The 22,383-nt window shown below is 63.9% G+C and carries 22 protein-coding genes; 10 read left to right on the top strand and 12 right to left on the bottom strand.

From position 1 onward, the window contains the following. Window positions 1-127: 127 nt before the first annotated feature. Window positions 128-1,144, bottom strand: a complete 1,017-nt coding sequence (locus JG747_RS14425; RefSeq protein ID WP_244748398.1) for a sigma-70 family RNA polymerase sigma factor — start codon at window positions 1,142-1,144, stop codon at window positions 128-130. Between the two features lie 128 nt (window positions 1,145-1,272). On the opposite strand from JG747_RS14425, the gene JG747_RS14420 reads away from it, so the two are divergent. From JG747_RS14420 to JG747_RS14410, 4 genes are all read left to right on the top strand, one after another. Next, complete coding sequence (locus JG747_RS14420) at window positions 1,273-1,863, top strand: dihydrofolate reductase family protein (protein ID WP_038648557.1); 591 nt, start codon at window positions 1,273-1,275, stop codon at window positions 1,861-1,863. Window positions 1,864-2,144: 281 nt separating this feature from the next. Beyond that, on the top strand, window positions 2,145-2,957 hold the full coding sequence (locus JG747_RS14415; protein WP_038653091.1) for a PfkB family carbohydrate kinase: 813 nt from the start codon (window positions 2,145-2,147) through the stop codon (window positions 2,955-2,957). Window positions 2,958-3,056: 99 nt separating this feature from the next. Beyond that, on the top strand, window positions 3,057-3,182 hold the full coding sequence (locus JG747_RS37525; RefSeq protein ID WP_274609709.1) for a hypothetical protein: 126 nt from the start codon (window positions 3,057-3,059) through the stop codon (window positions 3,180-3,182). A 1-nt stretch (window position 3,183) separates the two neighbouring features. After that, window positions 3,184-4,410 carry an alpha-D-ribose 1-methylphosphonate 5-triphosphate diphosphatase gene (locus JG747_RS14410; protein WP_202362038.1) on the top strand — a complete coding sequence of 409 codons (1,227 nt, stop codon included), beginning with the start codon at window positions 3,184-3,186 and terminating at the stop codon, window positions 4,408-4,410. Window positions 4,411-4,540: 130 nt separating this feature from the next. Here the strand turns inward: JG747_RS14410 and JG747_RS14405 are convergent, their stop codons facing one another. Further along, window positions 4,541-4,741, bottom strand: coding sequence for a hypothetical protein (locus JG747_RS14405; RefSeq protein ID WP_202362037.1), 201 nt, complete (start codon window positions 4,739-4,741; stop codon window positions 4,541-4,543). Window positions 4,742-5,310: 569 nt separating this feature from the next. On the opposite strand from JG747_RS14405, the gene JG747_RS14400 reads away from it, so the two are divergent. The 5 genes from JG747_RS14400 (at window position 5,311) to JG747_RS14380 (ending at window position 11,358) form a co-directional block, all read left to right on the top strand. After that, window positions 5,311-6,300 carry a sugar ABC transporter substrate-binding protein gene (locus JG747_RS14400; protein WP_027047129.1) on the top strand — a complete coding sequence of 330 codons (990 nt, stop codon included), beginning with the start codon at window positions 5,311-5,313 and terminating at the stop codon, window positions 6,298-6,300. Next, a complete protein-coding gene (locus tag JG747_RS14395) occupies window positions 6,297-7,301 on the top strand; it encodes an ABC transporter permease (RefSeq protein ID WP_019859719.1) in 1,005 nt (334 codons plus the stop codon). Before JG747_RS14400 ends, JG747_RS14395 begins: the two co-directional genes overlap by 4 nt. Next, window positions 7,298-8,062 carry an ATP-binding cassette domain-containing protein gene (locus tag JG747_RS14390; RefSeq protein WP_038648565.1) on the top strand — a complete coding sequence of 255 codons (765 nt, stop codon included), beginning with the start codon at window positions 7,298-7,300 and terminating at the stop codon, window positions 8,060-8,062. The genes JG747_RS14395 and JG747_RS14390 overlap by 4 nt, the downstream gene beginning before the upstream one ends. Before the next feature lie 72 nt (window positions 8,063-8,134). Further along, on the top strand, window positions 8,135-9,220 hold the full coding sequence (locus JG747_RS14385; RefSeq protein WP_038648567.1) for a Gfo/Idh/MocA family protein: 1,086 nt from the start codon (window positions 8,135-8,137) through the stop codon (window positions 9,218-9,220). A gap of 119 nt (window positions 9,221-9,339) precedes the next feature. Then, window positions 9,340-11,358: an amidase gene (locus tag JG747_RS14380; RefSeq protein WP_038653095.1), complete on the top strand. Its 2,019-nt coding sequence runs from the start codon at window positions 9,340-9,342 to the stop codon at window positions 11,356-11,358. A gap of 8 nt (window positions 11,359-11,366) precedes the next feature. Here the strand turns inward: JG747_RS14380 and JG747_RS36980 are convergent, their stop codons facing one another. The 3 genes from JG747_RS36980 to JG747_RS14365 form a co-directional block, all read right to left on the bottom strand. Continuing rightward, the gene (locus JG747_RS36980; protein ID WP_019859723.1) at window positions 11,367-11,708 is read right to left on the bottom strand and encodes a CatB-related O-acetyltransferase; all 342 of its coding nucleotides are present in this window, start codon (window positions 11,706-11,708) and stop codon (window positions 11,367-11,369) included. A 321-nt stretch (window positions 11,709-12,029) separates the two neighbouring features. Continuing rightward, window positions 12,030-12,677 carry a ThuA domain-containing protein gene (locus tag JG747_RS14370; protein WP_019859725.1) on the bottom strand — a complete coding sequence of 216 codons (648 nt, stop codon included), beginning with the start codon at window positions 12,675-12,677 and terminating at the stop codon, window positions 12,030-12,032. A 52-nt stretch (window positions 12,678-12,729) separates the two neighbouring features. Beyond that, window positions 12,730-13,752, bottom strand: coding sequence for an LLM class flavin-dependent oxidoreductase (locus tag JG747_RS14365; RefSeq protein WP_010910824.1), 1,023 nt, complete (start codon window positions 13,750-13,752; stop codon window positions 12,730-12,732). Between the two features lie 106 nt (window positions 13,753-13,858). Between JG747_RS14365 and JG747_RS14360 the strand changes: the two genes are divergently transcribed. Next, window positions 13,859-14,956 carry a CaiB/BaiF CoA transferase family protein gene (locus JG747_RS14360; protein WP_038648570.1) on the top strand — a complete coding sequence of 366 codons (1,098 nt, stop codon included), beginning with the start codon at window positions 13,859-13,861 and terminating at the stop codon, window positions 14,954-14,956. 80 nt (window positions 14,957-15,036) lie between these two features. Here the strand turns inward: JG747_RS14360 and JG747_RS14355 are convergent, their stop codons facing one another. The 7 genes from JG747_RS14355 to JG747_RS14325 all read right to left on the bottom strand — a co-directional run bounded on the left by JG747_RS14355 (window position 15,037) and on the right by JG747_RS14325 (window position 22,239). Further along, window positions 15,037-15,312 carry a hypothetical protein gene (locus JG747_RS14355; protein ID WP_038648571.1) on the bottom strand — a complete coding sequence of 92 codons (276 nt, stop codon included), beginning with the start codon at window positions 15,310-15,312 and terminating at the stop codon, window positions 15,037-15,039. A gap of 275 nt (window positions 15,313-15,587) precedes the next feature. After that, window positions 15,588-17,084 carry an aldehyde dehydrogenase family protein gene (locus JG747_RS14350; protein ID WP_038653098.1) on the bottom strand — a complete coding sequence of 499 codons (1,497 nt, stop codon included), beginning with the start codon at window positions 17,082-17,084 and terminating at the stop codon, window positions 15,588-15,590. Between the two features lie 167 nt (window positions 17,085-17,251). Then, complete coding sequence (locus tag JG747_RS14345) at window positions 17,252-18,451, bottom strand: mandelate racemase/muconate lactonizing enzyme family protein (protein ID WP_038648575.1); 1,200 nt, start codon at window positions 18,449-18,451, stop codon at window positions 17,252-17,254. 9 nt (window positions 18,452-18,460) lie between these two features. Continuing rightward, a complete protein-coding gene (locus tag JG747_RS14340) occupies window positions 18,461-18,787 on the bottom strand; it encodes an NIPSNAP family protein (RefSeq protein WP_019859733.1) in 327 nt (108 codons plus the stop codon). Window positions 18,788-18,890: 103 nt separating this feature from the next. Next, a complete protein-coding gene (locus JG747_RS14335; RefSeq protein ID WP_202362036.1) occupies window positions 18,891-20,246 on the bottom strand; it encodes a mandelate racemase/muconate lactonizing enzyme family protein in 1,356 nt (451 codons plus the stop codon). Window positions 20,247-20,306: 60 nt separating this feature from the next. Beyond that, complete coding sequence (locus JG747_RS14330) at window positions 20,307-21,473, bottom strand: mandelate racemase/muconate lactonizing enzyme family protein (protein WP_202362035.1); 1,167 nt, start codon at window positions 21,471-21,473, stop codon at window positions 20,307-20,309. Between the two features lie 55 nt (window positions 21,474-21,528). Continuing rightward, the gene (locus JG747_RS14325; RefSeq protein ID WP_027047133.1) at window positions 21,529-22,239 is read right to left on the bottom strand and encodes a GntR family transcriptional regulator; all 711 of its coding nucleotides are present in this window, start codon (window positions 22,237-22,239) and stop codon (window positions 21,529-21,531) included. Window positions 22,240-22,383 lie beyond the last annotated feature (144 nt).

Here is a 22,383-nt window from a genome sequence, read left to right as displayed (position 1 = left end):
CTGGGAACGCCTGCGTGACTTGTCGGCTGTATTCGGCTGAGAGGTGACCTTCGTCCCCTGGCCGTTTCGCGCCTTCCAGCGGCTATAGGAAAACCCTGAGCGGTTCTGCGGTCAGGCCGAAGGCGATCTACTGTGCACCCGGGAGGGATTGCGGCAGGCCGAATTTGGGCAGGACCGTCTTTTCGAAGGCGGTCATGGCGCAGACCCGGTCGTCGGCGAGAGCCAGCACGAAGAGGCCTGAACCGTGGATACCTGTGGGGGTATGCCGGTAGACGCCGAATGCCGGCTGACAATTGGCGCGCGTCGGCACCAGTTCGTATCTCCGTCCCGAGCCGAAGATGGGGGCAAAGAAGCGGGCCACAATGTCTCGGCCCCGATATTCCAGCGGCACCGGCGGCATCGACAAGAAGACGTCGTCGGTCAACAGAGCCACCATCGCATCGATGTCGGCGGATTCGTAGGCGCTGACGAACTTCGCCACGATCGCGTCCTCGCCAGGTGAGTTGCCGGCTGGCGGCGGCTCTCGGTCAGTGGTTACCGGCAGTCGGCGCTGCATTCCCGCACGCGCGCGTTTGAGAGCGCTTTTGACCGATTCAACTGACGTGTCCAGCATGTCGGCGACCTCGTGCGCGTGGAATCCAAGGACATCGCGCAGGATGAGGACGGCGAGCTGGCGAGGCGGCAGGATCTGCAGGGCGGTCACAAAGGCCAGGGAAATGGATTCGGTCTGCTCGTAGCGCGCCTCCGGACCGAGCGGCACGCTGATCGCGCCGTCCAGAAGGGCGTCGGGATAGGGCTCGAGCCAGGGAATTTCGCCGAGTCCAGTGGGTTCGGGCGGTTCGATACCCGGGATATCCCACTGCTTTGCAGGACGTCGGCGAGCGGAGCGCAGCACGTCGAGGCAGCGGTTGGTGGCGATGCGGTACAGCCAGGTGCGAAGCGAGGCACGTCCGTCGAAACGTTCGAGACCTCGCCAGGCAGCGAGCATCGTGTCCTGGAGAGCGTCCTCGGCATCCTGAAACGATCCGAGCATCCGGTAGCAGTGCACCTGCAGCTCGCGACGATGCGGCTCGGTCAGTGCCCGGAATGCCTCGCCGTCGCCGCTCCGCGCCCTCGACATCAGGTCCGTTCTCGCCAACGCCACGCCTCCTTCTGTGCAGTTCCATACTGTATGGACGCCGGCCAGGGCTCAAAAGGGGCGGTCGCGGAGCGCCCCCTTTTGCGATGCCGCGGCGTCTACACCAGCGACAATATCGTCAAAGGAGCACCGAAATGGGAAAGATCGTCATCAGCACAAATGCCACACTCGATGGAGTGGTCCAGGATCCGGACGGCCAGGAAGGCTTCGAGCTGGGTGGCTGGTTCCGCCAGTCCGCAGGGGCCAAGGACCTCGAAGACTGGACCGCCAACGAGACGGAGGAAGTGCTGGGTGCCGAGGCGCTGCTGCTGGGCAGGCGCAGCTTCGAGTGGTTCGCGTCCCGGACGCCCTTTATGGACGTCCGCGTAGGCAGCAAGTGGGCGGCCAGAATGAACGGCATCCCCAAATACGTCGTGTCCTCGACACTCGACCATCCTCAGTGGAGCAACACCACGGTCCTCAATGGCGATGCGGTAAAGGAGATTTCGGCGCTGAAGCGGAAAGTGGACGGGGAAATCCTGGTCTATGCCAGCTATCAGCTGGTGCGCACACTGATAGAACAGAACCTGGCCGATGAACTGCGGCTGACAGTGTTCCCGGTCGTGCTGGGAACCGGCCAGCGTCTCTTCGACGAGACCAGCGACAAGAAGCCGCTGCAACTGGTCAACACACGAAAGATCGGTGACGGCCTGGTGTCCCAGGCCTACGAATTCGTGCAGGGCTGACGGCTGAAGACGGCGACGAAGTCGCGTTGGTCGGTGTTGAAGCAGTGTCCCCCGTTTTCACGGAATTTGGGGAGACGCTTGGTGGCGGTGCGCGCGGAGAGCGCAAGCCCATGGCGTGGACGGTGTCTGCGTCCACGCCGACGCCGGAGCGCTTGACGAAGAAGCGCTTGTCGACGGTGACGCCGACCCCGGTCATAGTACGCCAAGAGCGTGCCCGCGCGGCCTCATCGCCGATGCACTGGCGCCAGGCCTGGGCAACCGAAGACCGAAAGCGGGGGAACATGAGCACAGTCATCGTTGTCGGCCACGTCAATCACGACCAGGTCTGGTCGCTGTCATCGCCCCTCGCCTCGGGCTCGCGCATCACCTATTCCGATCGGGTTGTCAGGCTTGGCGGCGGCGGCTTCCACACCGGCACGCAGTTGGCGAAGCTGGGCAACAATGTCCGGCTGATCAGCAATCTGATGGACGACGACCATGGCCGGGAAGCACTCGCCAAATTGCAGGCGAGCGGCATCGACACCGGCTACGTCACCCTATGGCCCGGTGAAACCCAGTTCACCGAAATCCTACTCGAGCCGAACGGTGAGCGCACCATTTTGAACACCGGCGGCCAGCTGCGCCCTCCCTTCGCCGCGCCGGAGCCTGTCAGGGGCGACGCCGCCTATCTCAACGCCCTGGTGCTCGACGACGGCCTCGTCGCCTCGCTGCGGACGATCCCGCTTGTCGTCTCGCAGTTTCCGCTGCGCAGCGCCTCGAACCGCCCGGCCGACATTGTCATCGGATCGCGCGCCGACTTTCCCGGCGAGGACACGCGAGGGATCTGGGAGCGAGCGTCGCCGATTGCCGGGCCTCGCCTGAGGACACTGGTGCTGACCGACGGACTGCGCCCAATCTCGCTTTATGACGGCAAGACACTCAATCACGTCACGCCGCTGAAGCAGGTTTCCGTGCCCGACACGATCGGCGCCGGCGACTGCTTCACCGGGATCTTCCTGCACGGCCTGCTGCAGGGGCTGAGTTTGGAGCTTTCCGCCGAACGGGCCAGCCAGCAAACCGCCGAATGGCTGTCGGAACGGGCTTGCACCGGCTGAGGCAGGCACTCCGGGAGGCGCCGGCTTTCATGAAAATGTCATAAAAATCAAATGGAAACCGGCATTCGAGTGAACTAGAAAACATGTCCTGGAGAGATCGTGATCGAGGCGTCGGCAAGCCGGTGCATCATCGCCATGATCGGCGTCGTCCATCGCCCCAACGATGTCGCCGACCTTGTCGCTCGCGAAATCCACCTTGAAATCACTGCCTTGCAAGAGACATGACATGTGGCTGAGTGAATTCGAAATTGTCCTGCGCGACCGCGTCATCCCGAACGGCGCCGTCAGGATCGAGAACGGCCGGATCGCCGAGATCCGCGAGAAGCCTGTCGGGCATGCCGATATCGAGGGTGGCGGCCGCCTGCTGCTGCCCGGCTTCATCGACATGCATGGCGACATGGTGGAGAGGGAAGTCGAGCCGCGCATCGGCGTGCACGTGCCGATGCGGATCGGCATTGCAGAGCTCGACAAGAAGCTCGCCTCCTGCGGCATCACCACGGCCTATGCCGCGCTTTCCTTCATCGGCGCCAGCGTCACCAGCGGCGTGCTGCGCTCGCAAGACCATACGACTGTTATCATCGACACCATTGCCGGGATGAAGGACCATTTGTTGGTCGACCACCGCATCCACGCCCGCTTCGAAGTGACCTTCACCCCGGCGATTCCCACGCTGCAGAAGCTGATGGACGCCGGCAGGCTGCATTTGATCTCGCTGATGGACCACACGCCCGGACAGGGCCAGTACCGCGACGTCGAGCTCTACATCGCCCGCATCGCCAAGGAGCGCGGCATGTCCGTTGCCGCGGCCTCCGAGGTCGTCGGCAAGCGCATGGCGGGCCGCAATGGCCAGGGCGATGTGCTGAACGCCCTGCAGGACCTGTCGGCGCGAGCCCAGGCCGCCGGCATCGTGCTCGCCTCGCATGACGACGACACGCTCGAAAAGGTCGAACTGGTGCATGGCCTGGGCGCAGCGCTCTCAGAATTCCCGGTGACCCTGGAAGCGGCGCAGGAAGCCCGCAGGCTCGGCATGCATACCGCCATGGGGGCGCCCAACGCGCTGCGCGGCGAGTCCTATTCCGGCAATCTTTCCGCCCGGCAGGCCTATGAAGCCGGGCTGCTCGACATGCTGGCCAGTGACTATCATCCGGCCTCCATCCTGCCGGCCGTGCTCGGCCTGGCGGAACTGCGGGGCGATGGCCTCGCGGCGGCGGCGGCGCTGACAAGCGCCAACCCGGCCAACGCCCTGGGGCTCACCGATCGCGGCGTCATCGAGCCCGGCCTTCTGGCCGATTTCGTGGTGGCCGACCGCCATCCCGTGCCACGCGTCCGCGCCACCTTCCGTGCCGGCCGCATGATCTACGGTGATGGCACGCTTGCACCAGCCGGCAAAGCAGAACGCCTTGGCCCGGTCGCGGCTGAACGGCTACCCGCTGCCGCCCGGGAAAGCGCGTAGCGCTTTCCGGTTGGGAATTGCGTCAAAAACAAAGAGACGGAGCCTGAGCAAATTCCAGGAAAAGTGCAGGCCTGCTTTCCCGCAGGAATTGCGTTGGAGGGGTTTGCGGTTTCCGAGACAAGGTTAAGCTCTAAACGTCGAGCACGACCGTCATGCCGCGCACCTCGGCCATTTCCAGCAGCATGTCCTGCAGGGTTTCGATGGTGAGCGCCACGCCGGTCACTGCCAGCAACTCTGTGATACTCTCTCTCATGGAAATGACCGCGACTCCGGTCTTTTCGGATAACAGCCGTCCGATGGCTGCGCGGATCAGGGCATTCTGGTCAGGCATGATTCCCCTTTCATGCTGGATGACGGTATTAAGTCTTCTCAAACGGCACGCTTTTTTGCACAACCTCTGCGAGCTTTAGCCTGCGCTTGCAAGCCGTTTCGATGTGTCTGATCTGCATTATTTTTCTGACAGTTGCTCGGCGACGACAGCGACGGCAGCACCCATGGTTTGCCAATGCAAACCTCACCATCCCGGGGAGCCTTGTAACGCACGCGCCCATCAGAGGTTGCATGAGGGTGGAATTTTTTTGCCGGGGTGAACTTGTGAAGCGCGCGCGCTGCGGCCCAACGAGCGAAAATCGCTTCGCACCATTTTAAATCTTGACGCGTGTCAATTTTTTATAAAACATGCGCAAACGCTGATGGGGCTAGGTCAGCGCTCTGGGAGGAGAAATGCCTGACATGGAAAAGGTCCCGACCGGGGTCCGTCGTCCGCGAGACGTTTGGCGTTCGCCGGGCCGCAGGCCGCGTGGCGTTGCCGATGCAAGCATGGCTCTCGCAGCACCGGCCACGGGCGTCCGTGGGCTTGCCGACAAGACACATCCAACAATCAAGAAGCGGAGGAACAAAATGCGCATCTTCAACGGCCTGACGCTTGGCGCGGGCCTGCTGGCAACCATCGTCACGGCGCCGTCCCATGCCGAGGACGCGGCCAAGGTCGCGGCCATCGTCAAGGGCCTCGACAACCCCTTCTTCCAGACCATGCAGAAGGGCATCGAGGAGCAAGGCAAGACCAGTGGCGTCAATGTCAGCGTCCAGGCCGCCGCCAATATGGGCGACGCCACCGGCCAGGCCGACCGCCTGACCGCCATGGCCATGCAGGACTTCGATTGCTACCTGGTCAATCCGATCAGCGTCTCCAACCTCGTCCAGGCTTTGGTGCCGGTCGCCCAGAAGAAGAAGCCGATCGTCAACATCGACTCGACCATCGACGCCGAACAGGCCAAGGCCGCCGGCTTTGCCGTCTCGACCTATATCGGCACCGACAATGTCGCCGCCGGCGCGCTGGCCGGCGAGGAAATGCTGAAGCTGGTGCCCAAGGGCGCCAAGGTGGCGTTGATCGCCGGCATCGTGGGCGATGTCGGCTCCAATGCCCGCATCAAGGGCTTCAAGCAGGCCGTCGAGGGCAAGCTCGAGGTCGTGGTGATGGTGAGCGCCGACTGGGATCGTGAGAAGGCGTTGACCGCCGCCACCGACATCCTCGCGGCGCACCCGGATCTTGCCGGCTTCTTCGCCGCCAACGACATCATGGCGCTCGGCGTCGAACGCGCCGTGCAGACCTCGGGCAAGGACGTCAAGGTGATCGGCCTCGACGGCATCGTCGACGCGCTGAAATCGATCGCGGCAGGCGAACTCACGGCCACCGTCGCGCAATATCCCTATGTCGTCGGCGCCATGGGTGTCGAAGCCTGTGCATTGGCCGCCAAGGGCAAGGAACTGCCCGCCAACGTGCCCGCACCCGTGCTCCTGATCAACAAGGCCAATGCCGACGCCTCGCTGAAGAACTTTCCGCGTCCCGGCGGCGATTATCCCGATCCCTTCCGCGAGATGCTGAAGTGAGCAATCCCACGGACAACGCGCCCGTCGCCCATTCGGCGGGCGCGGCGGAGGAGAGCCGCCCCTCCCTGTCGGCTCTCCTCCTGGATCCTTCCTTCTGGGCCGACTGGGCGTCCGTCGTCGGCCTGGTCGGTCTCGTCATCGTCTTCGGCATCGCCCAGCCGGTCTTTCTCAGCGTCGCCAATCTGCAGGCGCTCTTGCTGGCGGCGGCTATCCTGGTCGTGTTGTCGATCGGCCAGACCTTCGTCGTCGCGACGTCAGGCATCGACCTGTCACTGGCGGCGGCCGTCATGCTTGGCGCCATCATCCTTGGTCTCGTCAACGCGGCGGGCTACGGCATCTTCATCGCCTGCGTGCTCGCGGTGCTCGCCACCAGCGCCATCGGCTTCCTCAACGGCCTCATCATCACCGCCGGCAAGATCCCCGATTTCGTGGTGACGCTCGGCACGCTGTCTGGCATCACCGGGCTTGGCCTGATCCTGTCGGGCGGCGAACCGACGATGGTCGGCTCGACCTTCCTGCTGAAACTCGCTTCGGGCTCGTTCGGGCCGTTCGGCTATCCGGTCTGGGTGGCGATCGCGGCCGTGATTGTGGCCCATATCGCGCTCTACCACACGCGCTTCGGCGTCCATCTCTTGGCGACCGGCGGCCAGGTCGAAAGCGCCGGCGCGCTCGGCATTCGCACCAACCGCGTCAAGATCGCCGCCTACACCATCTCCGGCTTCTGCGCCGGCATTGCGGCCATCCTGCTGGTTGCCCGCATCGGCTCGGCCGAACCGCAGATCAACACCAGCCTGCTCTTGAATTCCGTGGCGGCGGTGGTGCTGGGCGGCGTCAGCCTGTTCGGCGGCCGCGCCAGCATATTAGGCCCGGCCATCGGCGCGCTGATGCTCACCGCGCTGGTCAACGGGCTGACGCTGCTCAACGTCTCGGCCTTCTACCAACCGCTTGCCGTGGGCGCCATCGTGGTGCTGGCAGCGCTGATCATGCGGTACCAGAAATGAGCGCCGTCAGCCTTTCCTCCGCCTCGGACTCGATCATCGCCTGCAATGGCCTGAGCAAGCATTTCGGCGGCGTGCGCGCCTTCACCGACGTCGCCTTCCAGGCGCGCCGCGGCGAGGTCACCGCCGTCATTGGCGACAATGGCGCTGGCAAGTCGACGCTGATCCGCTGCCTGGTCGGCGTGCATGTGCCGGATGCCGGCTCGATCGTCTTTGACGGTCGCGAGCACCCCTTCTCCAACCCGGACGGGGCGCGCAAGGCCGGCATCGAGACCGTGCACCAGAACCTGGCGCTGATCGACGAACTGACGGTGGCGCAGAACCTGTTCCTCAACCGCGAGCTCGTGCGCCGCATCGGCCCCTTCGCTTTCCTCGACCGCAAGGCGATGAAGCGCGAGGCCCGTTCCATGCTGTCGCGCCTGTCGATCAACGTGCCGTCGATCAATCAACGTGTGCGCCGCCTGTCGGGTGGCCAGCGGCAGGCGATCTCGATCTGCCGCGCCGTCGGCTCCGGCGCCAAGCTGGTGGTGATGGACGAACCGACGGCAGCGCTTGGCGTGCAGGAGACCGCCAATGTCGAGGCGTTGATCCGCCGCCTGCGCGAACAGTCGGTCTCGGTCATCTTGGTCAGCCATAATTTCGATCAGGTGCGGCGCCTGTCCGACCAGATCTGGGTGATGCGGGCGGGAAAGATGGCGGCGACCGTGCGTGCCTCGGAGACGTCAGGCAACGAATTGGTCGCGCTGGTCACCGGAGCGGCGTGATCTGCCCAACCGTGAAATCAATCGTTGGCCGCTTCGGCCAACCCTACAAAATGAAATCAAGGGAGTTTGAGAGTGGCACCACTTCGTGTCGGGCTTGTGGGTCTTGGGGAGGTCGCGCAGTCGATCCATCTGCCTGTTCTGGCTGACCAGCGCGACTGCTGGGCAATCGCGGGCGTCTTCGACGTCTCTCCGAGCCTGGTGGCGCTCGTCACATCCGAATATGCCGCCAGAGCCTTCGACACGGCCGAGGCGCTGATCAATTCACCCGACATCGACGTCGTCTTCGTTCTGTCGTCGGACGACACTCACAGCCGCTTTGTGCGCGCGGCCATGCAAGCCGACAAGCACATTTTGCTGGAAAAACCCGCTTGTCTCACGGTGCGTGAGATCGACGAGTTGCTGGCGCTGATGCCGGCCTACAGGAAGACCCTGTTCGTCGGCTATATGCGCCGCTACGCGCCGGCCTACCTGGCGGCCCGGGACGAATTGCCCGCCCATGCCGACATTACCCATGTCCGCATCTTCGACCTGATCTCGGAGGGCCGGCATTTCCTGAAGAAGAGCCGGAACATCCTCTACCCCAACGACATCGACCCTGCCCTACTGGCGCGCGGCGCCAGGGAGCGCGACGCGCTGATCCGCGAGGTTGTCGGCACCGACGCGCCGGCTGACCTGGTGCGCGCCTATCGCGGGCTGACGGCGTTGTCCTCGCACCACATCTCGGCGATGCGCGGGCTCATTGGCGAGCCCAAGGGCGTGGTCGCCGCGCACCGCACCAATGGCGGCGCCAACACCTCGGTCACCTTCGATTACGGCCATTTCGCTTGCCTCTATGACGCGGTGGTCGACGATCTCGGCCTGTTCGACGCCATGATCGAAGTGCGCTCCAACACCCGGCGCGTGCGCATCATCTACGACACGCCCTACATCCGCAGCCTGCCGACCCGGCTGGAAGTGACCGAAGCCGGCCCGCTCGGCCCGGTGACGAAAAGCTTCGGCCCGCTTTATGGCGATGCTTTCTCCAACGAACTGGAGATTTTCCACCGCCACATCGCTGAAGGCACCAAGCCGTTGACCGACCTCGCCGATTCCCGCCGCGACCTGGCGCTGATGGCCGGGATCATCGAGAGGATGAAGGAGAGCGGCGGGGACGCCTGAGCCCTGCCGGCAAGGTACAGGCAGGAACAATACGTTCCGACAAAGACTGCCGATTGGCCCTTGCCGAAGCCGGCGGGCTCGCTCATCCATGGCGTGCGGACAACAGCCTGGAACCAGTGATGACCTATGCCAGCCTTCACCTCGTCGAAGCGACGATCGACCAACTGCGCCGCGCCCTCGATGACGGCACGGTCACCAGTGTCGAGCTGGTCGCGGCGTATCTCAGGCGCATCGCGCATTTCGACCGGCATGGTATCAGCCTCAACGCCGTCCCCGTGCTCAATCCAGCTATGTTCGAAGAAGCCGCCGCTTCCGACCAGCGGCGGCGCGAAGGTGCTGTACTCGGGCCGCTCGACGGCATCCCCTACACCGCCAAGAACAGCTACAAAGTCAAAGGCCTGACGGTCGCGTCCGGCTCGCCGGCCTTCGAACATTTGGTCGCCAATGAGGACGCCTTCACCATCGCCCGGCTGCGCGCCGGCGGGGCGGTGCTGATCGGCCTCACCAACATGCCGCCGATGGCCAATGGCGGCATGCAACGCGGTGTCTATGGCCGCGCCGAAAGCCCCTACAATGCCGATTACCTGACCGCCGCCTTCGCGTCGGGGTCATCGAATGGTTCGGGCACTGCAACGGCCGCCAGCTTCTGCGCCTTCGGTCTCGGCGAGGAGACCTGGTCGTCCGGCCGGGCGCCGGCCACCAACAATGCGCTCGTCGCCTACACCCCGTCGCGCGGCGTCATTTCCGTGCGCGGGAACTGGCCGCTGGTGCCGACGATGGATGTCGTGGTGCCGCACACGCGGACCATGCAAGACATGCTGGAGTTGCTCGACGTGATCGTCGCCGACGACCCGCAGACGCGGGGCGATTTCTGGCGCGCGCAGCCCTGGGTCGAACTGCCGAAAAGCGCCGACCTACGGCCGCAACGCTATACCGATCTGGTATTTTCGGGCTCGCTAAAGGGCAAGCGGCTCGGCGTTCCAAGAATGTATATCGGCCGCGACAGCGAGGCAGACAAACCGATCGAAACCCGCGCCTCGGTGCTTGCCCTGTGGGAGCAGGCGGCGGCCGATCTCAAGCGGCTTGGCGCAGAGGTGGTCGAGGTCGATTTTCCCGTCGTCTCCAATTACGAGCGCGACCGTCCCGGCGCCCGCACCATGGTCGAGCGCGGGCTGGTGCCGCCGGATTTCGCCGACCGCGAAATCTGGGATCTCTGCATGTGGGGCTGGGACGATTTCCTGCGCGCCAACGCCGACCCGAACATCCCCGATCTCGCTTCGGTGGATGGCCCAAGGATTTTCCCGCAGCCGCCGGGCACATTGCCTGATCGCTACGAGGGCGGCTTCGACCTGGCGGAGTATGTCGAGCGCGCCAAATCCGGCGTCACGCCCTTCAGGGATATCCCGACGCTTGAAGAGGGCCTGAAGGGGCTGGAAGCGACACGGCGGATCGATTTCGAGGACTGGCTCGACGCGCAAGGCATCGACGCCGTGGTGCTGCCCGCCGCCGCCGATGTCGGCCCGGCCGACGCCGACATCAACGAGGCGTCGGCGGACCTTGCCTGGCGCAACGGCACCTGGGTCGCCAACGGCAATCTGGTCTGGCGCCATTTCGGCATTCCGACCGTCACCGTGCCGATGGGCACGATGGCCGATATCGGCATGCCGGTCGGCCTGACCTTCGCCGGCAAGGCCTATGACGACGAAAGCCTGCTGCGCATGGCCGGCGACTACGAGACCGCCACCCAGCGCCGCACAAGCCCGCCCCGCACGCCTGAACTCGCCGACGATGTGTTTTCAGGTCGACCCAGCCAAGCTGGCAACGGTGAGGCACGTCCGCTCGCAATCGCGCTTGCCGCAGAGACGCTGACCTCAGGCGATCAGCATGAGATCACCATCACGCTCGACCTGCCGGCCGAGGCGGAGAACGCCAGCATCAAAGTGCATGTCAACGGACAGACGGTCGCGATGCAGCGGAGCGGCCCGCACTTCAGCGGGCGTGTGTTTGTGCCGGCCGCCGAGCATCAGCGGTTCCACAGCGTCTGGTGTGGTTCGTATGGCTCGATCGTAACCGCGGTGGTGCGGCTTGAGGATGGACGCACCGTTGGCGCCTATGTGGTCACGGGCGGAATTGGGTGAGGGCTGGGCTATGATGCACGGTTGGCGGCGATGAAGGCATCAATCGATCCGAAGAACGTCGGCAGTTCGGCCTTGATCTTCTCGTCGCTCCACTCCCACCAGCGAATAGCGAGCAAACTGGCGATCTGGTCATCCGTAAATCTGTTCCGGATCAACCTGGCAGGATTTCCGGCGACCACCGCGTAGGGTGCGACGTCCTTCGTGACGATCGAGCCGGCTCCGACAACGGCACCGTCTCCAATGGTTATTCCCGGCAGGATGATTGCGCGTCGTCCAATCCAGACATCGTTGCCGATTTTTGTCGGCCCGTTGACCACCAGATCATCATAGGCCGCGATCGAATTTGTCATGTGGACTTCGAATGGAAAAGTCGAGACAAAGTGCGTCGGATGATTGGCACGACAAAGGAATAGCGTCTCCTCCGCTATGGAGCAGAACGCTCCTATCTCAAGCGGTGAGGTCTCGTCACAGCCAAAGATATTGCTGGGCTTTGTGTAGAAGAGTGTTCTACGGCCAATCGATGCATGCTGCGGTATGTTTTCCGGCTTTGGAGCTCGTCGAAGGCCGAGCATGGTTCGAAGTTTTCTTGCAAATCCCATTTGTTTCTAAGCCATGGTTGGTCTCGACCGACCGTCACAGAAGGTGGGCGCCGCAGAGCACCACCATTGCCGCTATCCCCGCGCCGCCCAAAGCAAACCACGCTCGACAATCACCGCCATTTCCGGCACCGCGAACTCATCCGCCGTGTGCCCAAGCGAACTGTAGAAAACCTTTCCCGCGCCATACCGACGCTTCCAGACCACCGGCATCACGACCCCGTCAATGCCCGGGAAATGCGCGTCGCTGAAAGTGGTGGTCGCCAGCACCTCGTTGCTAGGGTCGACATGCATGTAATACTGCTCCGACCGGTAGGCGAAATCACCGACGCCTTTGGTGATCGGGTCGTCGGGTTGTGTGATCACCACCCGATAGTCGATGATGTTGCCGGGGTGCGCGACCCATTGGCCGCCGGTCATGAACTGGTAATCGGGCTCGTTGCGGAAACTGTCGCCCATCGTGCCGTGGAAGCCGCCAAGGCCTGTTCCTTCGCGAACCGCGGCAGTCAGGTTCTGCAGCTCGGCCTTTTCGATCGTCGACATGGTGATGGCAGGCACGATGAGATCGAAGGAAGGCAGTTCCGGATCGGCGAACATCGCCGTGCCCTGGCCCAGCGTGACATCGAAGCCGTTGCGCTCAAGCAGCGCGCGAATGACGTTGGCGCTGCGTTCCGGCGTGTGGCCTTCCCAACCGCCCCAGGCAATCAAAGCCTTCTTCCCCATGCCGTAACCTCCTGAATCGCCCGCCGCGATCGATGGTTACATGGCGCGGCCGTCAGCGCCAGCCCAGGGCCGGCGCGACATGGGTCAGGATCGCCTCGATGACATGGGCGTTGTAGTCGACGCCGAGCTGGTTGGGCACGGTGAGCAGCAGCGTGTCGGCCTCGGCGATCGCCTCGTCCTGCGCCAATTCCTTGATCAGCACGTCGGGCTCGGCGGCGTAGCTGCGGCCGAAGATCGCCCGCGTATTCTCCTCGATGAAGCCGATCTGGTCACGGCTCTCATTGCCGCGGCCGAAATAGGCGCGGTCGCGGTCGTCGACCAGCGCGAAGATGCTGCGGCTGACCGAGACGCGCGGCTCGCGCTCGTGCCCGGCCGCTTTCCAGGCCTCGCGATAGATCCGGATCTGTTCGGCCTGCTGGATATGGAACGGCTTGCCGCTCTCGTCGAATTTCAGCGTCGAGCTCTGCAGATTCATGCCGAGCTTGGCCGCCCATTCCGAGGTGGCGTTGGTGGCCGCACCCCACCAGATGCGCTCGCGCAGGCCTTCCGAATGCGGCTCGAGCCGAAGCAGCCCGGGCGGGTTGGGGAACATCGGCCGTGGATTGGGTTGCGCGAACCCCTGGCCGCGCAGCGTGTCAAGAAAGACCTCGGCGTGATGCCGCGCCATGTCGGCGTCGCTTTTGCCTTCCTGCGGCTGATAGCCGAAATAGCGCCAGCCATCGATCACCTGTTCGGGCGAGCCACGGCTGATGCCGAGTTGCAGCCGGCCGCCGGCGATGATGTCGGCGGCACCTGCGTCCTCGGCCATGTAGAGCGGATTCTCGTAGCGCATGTCGATGACCGCCGTGCCGATCTCGATGCGGCTGGTCTTGGCGCCGACCGCCGCCAGCAGCGGAAATGGCGAGGCGAGCTGGCGGGCGAAATGATGCACGCGGAAATAGGCGCCGTCGGCGCCGAGCTGCTCGGCCGCGACGGCGAGATCGATGGACTGCAGCAGCGCGTCGGAAGCCGAGCGCACCTGCGATTGCGACGAGGGCGTCCAGTGCCCGAATGATAGAAAACCGATTTTTTTCATGGCCCTGAAGTATATGCGGGCGGCACTTGCTTCAATGCCAAAACAGCGGGGTTACACACCGTCACCTTGCGCCCATACTCTAGGGTTGAACGCCGTGGAGGGTGGAATGCTGAAGGGGACGCGTATCGTCGAGATCGAGGCGCTCGGGCCAGCGCCCTTCGCCGGCATGTTGCTCGCCGATCTCGGCGCCGATGTCATCGTCGTCCACCGCAAGCAGGCGCCCATGCCTGGCCTGCCCGAACGCTCGCTGCTCGATCGCGGCAAGCGCTCCATCGCGCTCGATCTCAGGGATGCCGGGGATGTCGCCGTGCTGATGCGCCTCATCGCCACCGCCGACGGCCTGATAGAGGGATTTCGGCCCGGCGTCATGGAACGCCTCGGGCTCGGTCCGGATGCCTGCCTGGCGGTCAATCCAAAGCTGGTCTATGGCCGCATGACCGGTTGGGGCCAGGACGGTCCGCTGGCCGGCACTGCCGGCCATGACATGAACTATACCGGTGTGTCGGGCGCGCTCTGGTATGCCTCCTTGCCGGGCGAGCCGCCCATGGCGCCGCCGACGCTCACCGGCGACATAGGCGGCGGCGCGCTCTATCTGGTGATCGGCATGCTGGCCGCCATCATGAACGCGCGTGCCGGCGGCCAAGGCACAGTGGTCGACGCGGCCATCGTCGACGGCTCGGCCCACATGATGAACCTGCTGATGGTGCTCGGCCAGTCCGGCGGGCTCGTCGCCGAACGCGGCCAAAGCCTTCTCGACGGCCCGCACTGGTGCCGCGTCTATCGCACCGCCGACGGCGGTTTCATCAGCGTCCAGTGCATCGAGCCGAAATTCTACGCGCTGTTCCTCGACAGGCTCGGCCTCGCCGCCGATCCGCAATTCGCCAAGCAATTCGACCGCGATCTCTGGCCGGAGCTCGGCAACCGGCTGGCGGCGATCTTTGCCGCCAAACCGCGCGACGAATGGACCAGCCTGTTCGAAGGCTCGGATGCCTGCGTCTCCCCGGTGCTCAGCCCATGGGAAGCAGCCCGGCATCCGCACATGGCCGCGCGTGGTTCCTGGCTGGCGGTGGACGGCGTCCTGCAGGCAGCCGCTGCTCCGCGCTTTTCCGGATGGGCGCAAAAGACGCCGACCAAAGGTCCCGCGCGCGACGAACACGGCGCCGAGATTCGCGCAGAACTGGCGGATCCAGATACAAACCGTTGAAATCAGCCAGTTTCAGGCCGCTGAAAGTTGCCCCAGGTTGCCGGAAATTGGCGACAACTGGCTTGCGCTGCGCGGCCCAGCTATTTCCCGCAATGATGATCGTTGATCTTGTTCAACGCGTTCGCATCCGGCCCGACCCGGTGGTAGGAGCAGGCGCCCGCCGCCGTCGTGAACAGCTGCTGGTCGTAGTAGCGCGGACCGCCGAACAGGAAGCCGATGAAATCGTCATCGGCGGGAACGTAGCGTTCCGGCTCGGCCTGGTGGTGGCGATGCCTGGACCCGGCGAAGGCCGAAATTGACATGCCGCAGGCCATTGCCACGGCAAGAGCGCAGATCGCAAACCGTTTTGTCGTCATCGGCAACACCCTCCTGGCCGTTCGCATTTCTATATAGGCAAAAATCACCAGCAGAACAAAGGTTCCCTGGCACCGGTTTGCCTGGCCCGCGATTTGCCTGGCCGCCGGGGCAAACTGCGCAGCGCATCACCCCCACACGCGCCAGGGTGTGTCGATATTCAGCTCAGGTCGAGTCGAGAACGGTAGCTTCCGAGAACCGGAGCGGAGCGTACTTACAGTACGTGAGCACCGGAAGCGCAGGAAGCTGCCGTTCGCAGGCCGGCCTCACCTGAATATCAGTCGGTCTGGATCCAGACTGACTTGGTCTCCAGATACTCATGCAGATGCTCGATGCCGCCTTCGCGGCCATAGCCGGACATCTTCATGCCGCCGAACGGCACCGCCGGGTCGATGGCGTGGTACATATTGACCCAGACCGAGCCGGCTTTGATGCGGCGCGCCAGCTTGTGCGCGGTGCCGAGATGCGTGGTGAAGATGCCGGCGGCGAGCCCAAAGGGCGTCGCATTGGCGCGCGCCACGGCCTCATCGAGCGTGTCGAAGGGCATGGCGGAAATGACCGGCCCGAAAATTTCTTCGCGCGCGATGGTCATCTTGTCCGATACAGCACCGAAGACGGTCGGCGCAATGAAGTTGCCGCCATCATAGAGCGCGCCCGTCAGCCGCGAGCCGCCGGCGACCAGTTTCGCGCCCTCGTCGCTGCCGGCCTTGATATAGCCCTCCACCTTGCCGGCCTGCCTGGCATTGATCAGCGGCCCGATTTCGGTCTCCGCCTCGATGCCGTGGCCGATGCGCAGCCTGCCGGCGAATTCCGCGACGCGGCGCACGAACTCGTCGTGGATTTCGCGCGCCACGAACAGGCGCGAGCCGGCGATGCAGATCTGGCCCGAATGCACGAACACCGCCATCGCCGCGACCGGAACGGCCTTGTCGATGTCGGCGTCGCGGCAGACGATGATCGGCGACTTGCCGCCGAGTTCCAGCGAAACCCGTTTGAGGTTGGCCACACCCGCCCGCGCGATCGCTTGTCCGGTCAGCGTCGAGCCGGTGAAGACGATCTTGTTGACGTCGGGATGCTCGGCGAGCCGCGCGCCGGCCTCGGCTCCGGTGCCGGTGACGATGTTGACGACGCCGTCAGGCACGCCGGCTTCCTGCATCAGACGCGCGATCAGCAGCGGCGTCAGCGACGCCTCCTCCGAGGGCTTCAGCACGATGGTGCAGCCAGTGGCGAGCGCCGGCGCGATCTTCCAGATCGAGGCGGCGGTCGGCGCGTTCCAGGGAATGATCGCGCCGACGACACCGACAGGCTCGCGCCGCGTGAAGGAGACGATCTCGCCAGGGATCGAATTGTCGATGGATTCGCCATGCAGCGCCGTCGCCATCCCGCCATAGAAGCGCAGCATGCCGATGACGCGGCGCCGGTTGGCCAGCGTGCGGGTGATCGGCAGTCCCATGTCGAGCGTGTCGGAAACGCTGAGCTCTTCCCAATGCGTCTCGAACAGATCGGCGATGCGCAACAGCACGCATTGCCGCTCGTACGGCGAGAGTTTCGACCACGGCCCTTCGAAGGCGGCGCGTGCGGCGGCCACCGCCGCGTCGACATCGGCCGTCCCGCCGCGCGGCACCGTGGCCAGCACCTCGCCTGTCGCCGGGTTCAGCGCCTGCATCTCCTGGCCGGACTGCGCCGCGACCCACTTGCCGCCGATGAACATCGGCCGGAATTCGCCATGGTAAAGCGTCGTGGCCTTCGCCCTCGGGTCGAAGCTCAGCGTCATCTCGTCCTCCAAACGAACTCCGCCGCGACTATTACTCCCGGCGCGGTCGACCTCAACAAGGAAAGATGAGCTTGGGCCCATGCCGGCGGCGAGCACCGCAAACGTCGCCCGAGCGGCTGTCGGAAGCCGGCGCCAGGCACCGGCTCGCATGGTGAAAGAAGGATGGTTCAGTCGAAGAAGCCCGCATCCTCTTCGCTGAGATACTTCCTGGCCGCTTCGGCGTCGATATCGAGCCCCAGGCCAGGCGCTTCCAGCAGGTCCACCATGCTATCCCTGACGATCTGCGCCGGCAGGCCGATCACCAGTTCCTCCCACCACGGGTCCGAGGCGCTGGGATATTCGAACGCCACGTAATTGGCCGGCAAGGTGGCGCAGACATTGATCAGCGCGCCGAGGCCGAGCAGGCCGTTCGCGGTGCCGTGCGGCGCCATCAGGATCGAGTGCATGTAGGCGTGCTCGGCGACCCATTTGAGTTCGGCGATGCCGCCGATATCGGCCGGATCGGGGCCGATGACCCGCACCGCCTGCGTCTCGATCAGTTCCTTGAAATTGTGCCTGAGGTAGATCTGCTCGCCGGTATGGATCGGCGTCGAGGTGGAGGTGGTCAGCTCGCGATAGGCCTGCGGATTGACCCACGGCACATAGTCGCCGGTCAGCATGTCCTCCAGCCACATCAGATTGTACTTCTCGACCGCGCGGGCGAACTTGATCGCATCGGGCAGCATCCAGCCCGGGCCGCAGTCGAGCGCCAGGCTGACCTTGTCGCCCAGCACCTCCTTCATCGCGATCACGCAGTCGAGCATGTGATTGAAACCGCGCTCGCTGATCACGCCCTGATCCATGGCGCCGTGATAACCGGCCTTCTTCTGCGTCACGCCGTAATGGAAGCCTTCGATGCTGTCCTTCATGTTGGAGTGGAACGAGATTCCCTGCTTGACCATGAAGAAATTCTGCGGCTGCTCCATCATCCATTTGACGTCGGCGGCGTAATCCTCCGGCCGGTCGCCGGCGCGTTTCCGGCGGATCGAGCCGTTGTAGACGCGCACCTTGTCGCGCACCTTGCCGCCAAGCAGTTTATAGACCGGCACGCCCGCCGCCTTGCCGGCGATGTCCCATAAGGCGTGCTCGATGGCGGAGACGGCGGCGCCATAAGGCTTGAACGAGCCGCGCTGGCGGATCTTCAACATCACCCGCTCGACGTCGGTCGGATCCTCGCCGATCAACGCCTCGCGGAAATGCAGCACAAACGGCTTGAGGTAGGTCTTTGTGAACTCGACCTCGCCAAGGCCATGGAGGCCTTCATCCGTGATGATGCGGACGATCGGGTGCTTGCCGATGACGGCGCAGCGCAGGTCGGTGATCTTCATGGCGCAGTCCTATTTCACAGACGAGAAAGCTGTCGGCGTGAGCAGCTGGCTGCTGATATTGGCAACGATCTGCCCGTCGCGCTCCGACTCGTCCCGGGCCTTGTGCCATGCCGGATCGGTGACGAAAGCCGCCCATTTCGCCTCACGCTCGGCCAGCGATTCCCAGGCGATGAAATAGGTGAGGCGATTGCTGTTTTCGCCGATCGCCGTGGTGAAAAACCCGGCTTGGCGGATGCCATGCCTCTCCCAGATGGCCAGCGTTTGCTCGGAAAAGCGCTTGAGCAAAGCCGGCAGCCTGCCCGGCAGGCAGTCATAGATACGCAGTTCGTAGATCATGGTTTCGTCCGTTCCTTCTTCGCCTCTCCCTTGGGAGAGGTCGACACCAATGGTCGGTCGTAGGCCCTGTGAGCCTGAGGGGAATGATGGCAGGGGGCCTGGGCTAACTCCAGGTCCGGTCCCAGCTATATTCATTGTCCCAATGCTCGGTGGATTGCCATATCCCCGTGACACCGGGCTGCAGATGCTGGCCGATCACCTCGTCGACCACATCATCTATGCCCAGCCCAGGTCTGTCGGGCACAGTGATGAAGCCGTCCTTGACGAGCGGCTTGGGCAGGCCGGTGACGATATCGTCCCACCAGTCGACATCGGCGGAGTGGTATTCGAGCGCCATGAAGTTCTCCGTCGCGGTCGCGACATGCGCGGCGGCCATCGCGGCGATCGGACTTTCGGCCATATGGATCGCCATGGCGACACCGTGATCCTGCGCCATGTCGCCGATCTTCTTGGTCTCGAGAATGCCCCCGCTGGTGAGCAGGTCCGGGTGGATGACCGAGAGGCCGCTCTTGAGCAGCGGCTCGAAGCCTTCCTTGAGGTAGATGTCCTCGCCGGTGCAGATCGGCACCGTGGTGGCCTGCTGCAATAGCCGGTACTGTTCGGTATATTGCCAGGGGATCACATCCTCCAGCCAGGCCGGAACGTATTTCTCGATACGGCGCGACAGGCGTATGCCGTCCTGCAGCGAGATGTGGCCGACATGGTCGATGGCGAGCGGGATCTCATACCCGATCACCTCGCGAACCTGGTGGATGTACTCCTCGAGCAGATCGATCCCCTTTTCGGTGAAATGCAGGCCGGTGAACGGGTGCTGCACGTTCTGCGCGTCGTAGGCGAGATTGCGGGCCTTGCGCTCCTCAAGCGTGCCGCCACGGCCGCGTGGATTGGCATGAAACCCGTCGAGCGCTCCGGCTGGCGCGGACACGGCGCCCGGGACATGGGCGATCTGCATCAAGCCCAGATCCATCTTGAGGAAGGTGAAACCGCGATCCATGCGCTGCTTGAGGCGCTTTCCGGTTTCGGTGCCGCTCGGTTTCTCGGCGTCGGTGTCGCAATAGACGCGCACCTGATCGCGGAACTTGCCGCCGAGCATCTGGTAGATGGGGACGCCATAGGCCTTGCCGGCGAGATCCCACAGCGCGATCTCGACCGCCGACACGCCGCCGCCTTGCCGGCCGTGCCCGCCGAACTGCTTGATGCGGCGAAACAGGCGATCGATATCGCAAGGGTTCTCGCCAAGCAGCCGGCTTTTCAGCATCAACGCGAAGGTGGCGCTGGCGCCGTCACGCACCTCGCCGAGCCCGACGATGCCCTGGTTGGTGTAGATCTTGAGAAGCGCCGAGGTGAATGGCGCGCCGACGATTTCGGCCACCCGCATGTCGGTGATGCGAAGGTCGGATGGCTTGGAATTCGTGTTGACCCGATTGAGAGCCTCGCCGGCTCCACCCGTCTTTGGCATGATCTATCCTCGTTCTGGTCGGGGGCTTGCGCCGCGAACGCCGCCCGGCATTGAGCGTTGCTAGCTCAGCTCGATCTCGTGGGCTTGCAGGTAATCGCGGTTCATCTCGACACCGAGACCAGGCTTCGACGTCAGCTTGAGGCTGCCGTTCGAAACGTCGAGCGGTCTGTCGATGAGATGATCGTATTTGCCCAGGTTCCATTCCGACGTTTCGAGCTTGTAGAAGTTCGGAACGGTCATCATCACCTGCGCCCCCGCGACCACGTTGATCGGCCCCGCGGCGTCATGCGGCGAGACCGGGATGTAGTAGGCTTCGCACAGGGCGGAAATCTTCTTGAGTTCGGTAATGCCGCCGGTCCAGGTGACGTCAGGCATGATGTAGTCAGCGAGCTTGTTCTCGAGCACCGGCACGAAATCCCATTTCGTGTGGCCGCGCTCGCCCCATGAGATTGGAGCACTGACCTTGTCACGCACCTGCTTGAGCGCGTTGAGGCTTTCGGGCGGACAGGGCTCCTCGAACCAGTCGATCTGGCCGGCTTCCTCCAGGCTGCGGCAGAGGCGAATGGCGGTGGGAACGTCGAAGCGGCCATGCGCATCGATGAGGATATCGACGTCAGGACCCGCCGTTTCGCGGATCAGCGCCGTGAGTTCGGCCGCTTCGCGCTCGTCCTTGCGGGTCATGCTGCCATCGAGGTAGCCGTCCCGCTGCTCGCGCGACAGCCCATCGGGGCCGCGGCCCTGATGCGGAAAAGGGTCGAACTTGAGCCCTGTGTGCCCGGACTCGACGATGTCCCTGATTTCGCGGACCACAGCCTCCTTGCTGGTGAACTTGGCCTGGTTGGGATGGGTGTAGAGCGCGATTTCCTCGCGCACCGGACCACCAAGCAACTCGTAGATCGGCTTGCCGAGGACTTTGCCACGGAGGTCCCAGAGGGCTATGTCGATGGCGCTCACGCATTCGACGGCGGCGCCGCGGCTGCCCATATAGGTGAAGCTGCGGAAAATCTTGTGCCACAGCTGCTCGATGCGCGCCGGGTCCTCGCCGGTCACGGAGGCACCGATCTGTCGCAGGATCGTGCAGAGCGCACGGTTGGCAAGCTTCGTCGTGGTGGTGATCTCCCCCCAGCCGCTCACGCCGTCGTCGGTCGTCACTTCGACGAACAGGTACTCCCCCCAATAGGAGGCATCGGATTTGATCAGCCACGGCCGAATGCTCGTGATTTTCATCTCTCAACTATCCTCATCTGGATGACCTAAAGAGCGGTGTTCCGGGCCGATTGATCTACCCTGCCCGCGCGGCGTTGCGCGCGCGCATGTGTTCAAGGACATGCCGCCCGGAGCCCTCGACATGGCGCGCAATGAGTTCGGCTGCCTCGTCGGCATTTCCCGCCTTCACATGCGCGATGAGCTCGCGGTGCTCGCGGATGATGGCGGCACGCCGGGCGAGCGTGAAATTGAAACGACGGCTCACGGCGCGCAGCACTTCGCGATGTTTCCACCAAAGCTCGGCGGCATGGCGGTTGTAGTGCCTCTGGTACATCACGGTGTGAAAAGCGGTGTCCAGCTCGCTGTGCCTGAACGTGTCGGCAAAATTGTTCTCTTCGATCAGACCTTGAAGACGTTCGAGTTCGGCGATGTCCTCGTCGGTGGCCATGCTCACGAACCATCGCGTCAGGGCCGGCTCGATCAGCACACCGATCTCGTAGATATCGCGGACAAAATCCTGATCTATGGGCCGCACGCGTGCCCCGCGATTGGGCAGAAAGGTGACAAAGCCTTCCCCGCGCAACAGTTGCAGGGCCTCGCGCACGGGATTGGTCGAGGTGCCGTGACGCCGGGCCAGATCGGTGACCACCAGACGCTCGTTGGCGGCGAGCCGGCCCTCGATGATGTCCTCCCTGATCAGCTCATAAAGCGAGGCGCCCTCGCTCGAGGCGCCGAGAGGATCGATCCCCTCGGGTGGCTCTGCTTTAAATTCCCGCGTGTCGGCCAAGGCCGGCTCCCCCTTCCATGAATACACACCTTTCTCGATATCACGCACGATTTCCATAAACAATGTACGATTTGTTGCGTTGACAGCCAATCTGCGATCTGAAAACGTATAAATTGCTCGAAGGGATACATTTGAGGAGATGTC

This window comes from Mesorhizobium sp. 131-3-5, assembly GCF_016756575.1.
Taxonomy (GTDB): Bacteria; Pseudomonadota; Alphaproteobacteria; order Rhizobiales; family Rhizobiaceae; genus Mesorhizobium; species Mesorhizobium jarvisii.
Note: the sequence above shows the minus strand (reverse complement) of the source record. Positions and strands in the feature narration are given on the sequence as shown.